This window comes from Megasphaera sp. DJF_B143, assembly GCF_900320625.1.
Taxonomy (GTDB): domain Bacteria; phylum Bacillota; class Negativicutes; order Veillonellales; family Megasphaeraceae; genus Megasphaera; species Megasphaera hexanoica.
The window spans coordinates 1-5,862 of the sequence record NZ_ONTA01000210.1 but is presented as its reverse complement, the minus strand read 5'-3'; the positions used below and the strand labels follow the sequence as shown (position 1 = coordinate 5,862).

The following is a 5,862-nucleotide window of genomic DNA, read 5'->3' as shown; positions in this document are numbered from 1 at the left end:
GTCCACGTCCGTCCGGCAGCAGGTGATCCGCCTCTGGATACATATGGTCTCTCCCGGCTTCCGTACATTACCAATACGTATCTCGTGGAACCGACCGATAAAGGTGCCGGTATCCGCCGGTTCATGGAACACGCCGGAGCTCCCCTGGAAGACGTAGTCGTATTCGGCGACGGCCTCAACGACATCGCCATGTTTGTATCACCCTTCTTCCGCATCGCTATGGGAAATGCCCGTCCCCAGCTCAAGGAACGGGCCGATTATATTACCGATGACAATGACAAGGGCGGCATATTCCATGCCTGCCGCAGGTTTGGCTGGATATAAATGGACGAATCCCCAAAAAATTGGCATACGAAGCCTGACTTGCTTCGTATGCCAATTTTTTCATCTATAACCTGCCATCGGATAAAGAATTGCCGGAAAAATCCCTTCTGGCCAGATTATCCTCTGGCAGCCATTTCACCATTTGCTACCTTTTCTTTATAGCGTTTTGTCCATTTCCAACGGTTGTGAAGCCAGAACCAGTCTTCCGGATATTTCCGGATCCGTTCTTCCAGCCGGTCATTTAATGCCTGCGTCGTCGCATAGACGATGCGTTCCTTTTCTTCCTTGGACAGGCGGTGATCCGCCGTATACGGCCGGATGGGCGGCAACACGTCTATGACGTGATGATAAGGTCTGTCTTCATGAATAAACGTAGAAATAATCGGATAATTTTTGATTCCTGCCATTTTAGCCGGTCCGTCAGCCGTCAGCGTATCACGGCCGAATAACCGGACCATAATGCCTGTGTATCCCGGATCCTGATCCATCAAGAGACCGATATAATGGCCATTTTGGAGAAAACGCACCATATCGCGGATTCCCGTCTTGTACGTGACATGCTGTTTCATCATCGCCCGGTATTCGTTGATAAAAGCATCGGCGCTGTGACTGTTCTGCTGTTGGGCCACGGAAATAAGCGGATAACCGTTCATGGCAAGAACCGCTCCCAATAATTCCCAATTTCCCGCGTGAGAAGCCATGAAAACGGCGCCTTCACCGCTTTCTTTCAGCTCGTCCAGATATTCCTTCCCATGCCAGGTAATCTTCTTATCCAATATTTCTTTCGTATAAATCGGATAGGATAACACCTCGATGATCATAGGTCCAAAGCGGCAGCTGCTCGCCTTGGCAATCTCCATGGCTCTTTCCGGATCATCGGTAATACCACAATCCAATATCTGCTGCTGAGCCAGCCGCTTTCTTTTTCGGGGGACAAAGGTCCAGAAGAACCAGCCCAGGAAATGTCCCAGCGCACGCCGCACGCCTTCGGGCAGATGGCATATGATCCAGCTTAGTATTTTCATAAAGGTATACATAGGCTGCCTCTTATTCAGCTGTCTTTTTTTCTAATTCAGCAATTTTCTTTTCCAGCTGTTTGATTTTTTTCGCCATGTCCGGCAAGTGTTTCAAATATACCTGGGACCGTTTCCATTCCATATGAGGCTGCATCGGATATCCGGCATAGACCTGGTTTCCTTCCGCATTGCCGGTTATCCCGGTCTTTCCCGCAAAAACAGCATTGTCTCCGATGGTAATATGGCCTGTACAGCCCACCTGGCCGGCAAAGATGCAGTGATTACCCGCCTTGGTACTGCCGGCAATCCCTACCTGGGCTATGATGAAGCAGTCTTCCCCGATTTCCACATTATGGCCGAGATGGACAAGATTGTCTATTTTAGTACCCCGTTTGACAACGGTGCTGTCAAGAGTTCCATTATCGATGCACGTACAGGCCCCGATTTCTACGTCATCGCCGATTTTGACATTGCCAATCTGGGGAATGCGCGTATGACGGCCTTCGTTTGTAGCAAAGCCAAAACCTTCACCGCCGATAACCGCATGGGCACGGACGACAAGACGATCTCCGAGCTGGCAGTTTTCGTGGATGACAGCACCGGGATAAATGACGGCATCGTCACCGATAGAGACATTATCGCCAATGAAAACATAGGGATAAATGATGCAGTTCTTTCCTATGCTGACATTCCTGCCAATGACAGCATAGGCCATGACAGCGGCATTGTCCCCCAGGACAGCACTGTCATCTACGACGGCCGTAGGATGAATGCCCCGGGCCACGGTCTGCCGGGGATGGAAGAGCACCAGGAGCTGGGAAAAAGCCAGGCGCGGATTTTTTACCAGTACGAGTGTATTATCCCCGGCCGGGACTTCTTTTTCCACAATGACGGCACCGGCATGAACCTGAGGCAGATATTCCGTATATGGATCTACTGCAAAGGTGATATCCTCCAGACCTGCTTCCTGCAGCCCCTTGATATCTTCAATTTCCCGCGTGCCATCACCGATCACCGTACCGCCCAGTATGGCGGCCAACTCCTGTACTGTCTTCTTCAACATAGTCAACCCCTTTATTGTAATTTCGCAATCAAATCATCGGTTACATCGACGCCGCCGTTGGGAACGACTTCCTTATAGACGATGATGCCGACGTTTTTATCCTTGGCGATATCCCCTAATTTGCTCTGGATATCGGTCATGAACTGACGCTGCATACTGGCGGCGTATATCTGCTTTTCCTGTAATGCCTGCTGCTGTTTCTTCTGGAAATCTTCCGCTGACATGGACTGCTGGGCCTGCTGCAGTTCGGCATCGAGAGATTTGCTCTTTTCTTCTATCTTCTGTTGGTACTGCTGTACGGCCGGTGCTTCTTTCTGTACGCGGCTCATATCTACATAGCCTACTTTATCTTCACTACCGCAGCCGCTGAGTACGGCAACTGCCGCTATCATGCATAAAACAGCAGCCAATCGTTTACCTATCCGTTTCATTCGTATAATGCCTCCTGTTATGCCAGCTTGACAATGATATCATCGGTCACATCCAGCGCAGTGCCGATGCCTTCGTATTCAGAGAATATGATATCGATTCCCTGTTCTTCCGCAACGGCCGCCGCTTTATCCCGGATATCTGCCAGGATGGCTTCTTTCTGATCCTTCATTTCTTTTTCTTTTGCTTCAAGTTTCTCTTTCCAGGCCGCATTCCAGACAGCCGGTTCCGGACGCTTCCCAAAAGAATCCATTTGTTTCGTGAACAATTCCCGACTGGATTGCTGCCGGGCCGCCAGTTCATCTTTTACCTGAAGCGCATATGCCTGCAGTTCTTTCTGTGCTTTTTCCTTATCGGGAGCCATGGCAGCGGCAATATCCGCCGCTGCAGCCGCGTCCGTCTGATGGTCGCCGCCGTTTTTGCGCAACAGTGCCTGCAGTTCCTGTTCTGCTGCCTTACGTTCCGACGGAGACAGGGCCAATGCAGCCAGTTTCAGCCGGAGATTGACGATCTTCAGATTTTCTTCATCAGAAAGGGCCGGCTGTGTCTGCCGGCGTTCCCGGATCAGAGTCTGATACCGCTGCTCCAGTGCCGCATTCAATTCATTCTGTTTAATGGCCACCCGGGCCTGTAATTCCTGATCCAGAGCCGCTGATGACAACGCATCGGTCATAGAAAAGTCTTTCGCCGCCTGCCCTTGGGATGCAGCCTGCTTCGAGTAATGCCACTGTTCAAACTGATACTGGGCTACCATCGCATTATATTCCAGTTCCAGGCGATGGTACTGGCTGTACGAGGGATGGCTCATCATGATGTGTTCTACATCGGCGCAGGCAATGACCGGCCCTTTTTCTGTAACAGGCACAGCCGGCGTCCGGCTGTGCATCATCCAGAAAGCCACAGCCAGGCAAAAGGCCAGCACTACGGCGCCAGCAGCTGCCGCATAATTACGCTTCATGGCAATATCCTTACTTGGACTGGGATTCACTCAGTTTCTTGGAAACCTGTTCTGTAATATCCTGACCACCATAGAGAACGGCCCGTTTATCGACGACAAGGCTCAGGCCTTTCGTGCTGGCAACGCTGCCGACGGCTTCATCGACTTTATCTTTGACGCCCTTATAGATGTCTTCTTGTTTTTTCGTCATTTCTTCCTGAATCTGCTGATAGAGCTGACTCTTCTGTTCATCGGTCATACCCTGGGACTGTTCTTCAAATTTTTTCTTGGCATCTTCCGAGGCCTGCTGCATTTCTTTCTGTGCATTGGCTACATCCTGATTATCGGGCGGAATGACCTTGCTCATATCGACGACGCCGATATTGCTGGACGGCGCCGCACTGACGGGATTGCCCATCTGCATGACGGCAATGCCGGCAACACTCAGTACAAAAATCGCTGCAATGACAGCGGAAAAAATCTTGACATTCTTTTTCTTACCCATTTCTGACATCATAGTAACATTACTCCTTTGCAATTCCTTATAAATAGCCAATAACCCGCAGCCACGTATCGTGGCCGGAAATGATATATTCCAAACCGACGTATTCATGGAGACGGTACAAGAGTCCCGCCTCTTCATCATGGTTTGTCAGATCTTTATCGAACCGGAAAGACCAGCGGCCCCCTAATTCCTGCCGCAGCCAAAGATGATGGCTGTCATCCTGGCTTTCAAAATTATATCCCATCCAAGTTCCCTTGCGGGGCTGATACCCGTAACCGGGAATGAAGTTCCAGGCTACAGAAGCAGGCATGAATTCCACGTCTGTATACAACTCATGGTGTTTGCCGATTTTTCTGCCCACATGGGCCCGCAGGACCGTATTATCTTCTTTATCATGATAGGCATCACTGTCCCTGCTGACATCTATGTAGGCCTGTGCGCGGACATCGTAAAAATCCGTTTCCGATTTTAAATGGATATCCATATTTTCAGCAACGGAAAGACTGGGAAGGACGCGCAGCTTATATTTCTTTATGACCCACTGGTCATTCAGATGCTGCTGCAAATCACGCTCTACATCGCGCTGATGGCGGCGCACAAATGCAACAGGCAGGCCATTCAGGCCTGCATAACGGTCTTCCATATGCTTGCGCGTACTGAGAAAGATGATCTTGGGCAGGTTTTCCGCATCGACGCGGACGTTGACATTGCGCACAACGGGAAGTACCGGCAGAAAATACACTTCTACCGTCGTATCCGCGCCGGGCGTAATGACAATGTGCGGATAAAATTCTGGAAGTTCTGTCTCCAGTTCCGTCTCCATAACAGCCTTGACCGTGCCATTTGCCCAGTCCAGAGCATCGACGGGAAGACCGGTCAGGAGATTTTCAATAAAAGCCGAAACGCCGGTCAGGTCCCTGCCAGCCATTTCTTGTCCCAGTGGCGGAAGAGATCCATAGTCAAAGCGGACATGTACCCGGCGTATGGTACTTCCCCAGGGGCGGATCTGCACAGACAGCATCGTTTCCGGTCCCGGCACGAGTTCGATATGTTCGACCGTATACCCTATGAGCACGCGGTCCGTAATGTCGTAAACCATGCGGGTATACTCATCCTGCCGGTTCAGCACGGCCTGGTCATCGGCACCGAGGAACACGTGGTTCCCAATCGTCTCAATGCTGGCACATATCCTCTTCTCGACAAGAGGCGGTATGGCCTCTCCCAGAGAAGAGACGCGTACCGCCACATGAGTTACGGGTGCCGCTATGGCACTACCTAGACTAGCACAGACAAAGAGAATCGTCAATAAACAAGTGCGAAACACGACGTATCCCACCTATCGTCTGCATACATCAGAACTTACCACCAAAGCTGAAGTGGAACTTGCCGCCATCGTCACCGACGCCGTAATCCAGGCGGATAGGCCCGATTGGCGTCGTGATGCGGAATCCGAGACCGGTGGAAACGTGGATACTGTCATCGTTCTGATACCAGGGGATATTTTCCGTTCCATCCCAGGCAGAACCGGCATCGACAAAGAAGACGCCTTGGATTTTCTTGGCAATCGGATAGCGGTATTCTACCGTCG

At 50.9% G+C, this 5,862-nt stretch carries 8 protein-coding genes; 1 reads left to right on the top strand and 7 read right to left on the bottom strand.

The features are described 5' to 3' along the window. Positions 1-324, top strand: a 324-nt coding sequence (locus DBO31_RS06440) for an HAD hydrolase family protein (RefSeq protein ID WP_159897795.1), incomplete at its 5' end; no start/stop codon positions are given. A gap of 116 nt (positions 325-440) precedes the next feature. Here the strand turns inward: DBO31_RS06440 and DBO31_RS06435 are convergent. The 7 genes from DBO31_RS06435 to DBO31_RS06405 form a co-directional block, all read right to left on the bottom strand. Then, positions 441-1,361, bottom strand: a complete 921-nt coding sequence (locus DBO31_RS06435; RefSeq protein ID WP_113855104.1) for a lysophospholipid acyltransferase family protein — start codon at positions 1,359-1,361, stop codon at positions 441-443. A gap of 10 nt (positions 1,362-1,371) precedes the next feature. Continuing rightward, positions 1,372-2,400: a UDP-3-O-(3-hydroxymyristoyl)glucosamine N-acyltransferase gene (gene lpxD, locus DBO31_RS06430; RefSeq protein WP_150824732.1), complete on the bottom strand. Its 1,029-nt coding sequence runs from the start codon at positions 2,398-2,400 to the stop codon at positions 1,372-1,374. A gap of 14 nt (positions 2,401-2,414) precedes the next feature. Continuing rightward, positions 2,415-2,834 (bottom strand): OmpH family outer membrane protein, encoded by a 420-nt coding sequence (locus DBO31_RS06425; protein ID WP_059075546.1) that lies wholly within the window; start codon positions 2,832-2,834, stop codon positions 2,415-2,417. Positions 2,835-2,851: 17 nt separating this feature from the next. Then, complete coding sequence (locus DBO31_RS06420; RefSeq protein WP_075581462.1) at positions 2,852-3,790, bottom strand: hypothetical protein; 939 nt, start codon at positions 3,788-3,790, stop codon at positions 2,852-2,854. Positions 3,791-3,800: 10 nt separating this feature from the next. Further along, complete coding sequence (locus DBO31_RS06415; protein ID WP_059075544.1) at positions 3,801-4,286, bottom strand: OmpH family outer membrane protein; 486 nt, start codon at positions 4,284-4,286, stop codon at positions 3,801-3,803. A 25-nt stretch (positions 4,287-4,311) separates the two neighbouring features. Further along, positions 4,312-5,598 carry a hypothetical protein gene (locus DBO31_RS06410; protein ID WP_234995420.1) on the bottom strand — a complete coding sequence of 429 codons (1,287 nt, stop codon included), beginning with the start codon at positions 5,596-5,598 and terminating at the stop codon, positions 4,312-4,314. A gap of 28 nt (positions 5,599-5,626) precedes the next feature. After that, positions 5,627-5,862 (bottom strand): BamA/TamA family outer membrane protein (locus tag DBO31_RS06405; RefSeq protein WP_150824730.1); only part of this gene is annotated, 236 nt, incomplete at its 5' end.

Excerpts from the sequence above, each read along its gene's own strand:
- DBO31_RS06435 (WP_113855104.1), bottom strand. The coding sequence starts at position 1,361 with ATGTATACCTTTATGAAAATACTAAGCTGGATCATATGCCATCTGCCC.
- DBO31_RS06425 (WP_059075546.1), bottom strand. The coding sequence starts at position 2,834 with ATGAAACGGATAGGTAAACGATTGGCTGCTGTTTTATGCATGATAGCG.
- DBO31_RS06420 (WP_075581462.1), bottom strand. The coding sequence starts at position 3,790 with ATGAAGCGTAATTATGCGGCAGCTGCTGGCGCCGTAGTGCTGGCCTTT.
- DBO31_RS06415 (WP_059075544.1), bottom strand. The coding sequence starts at position 4,286 with ATGATGTCAGAAATGGGTAAGAAAAAGAATGTCAAGATTTTTTCCGCT.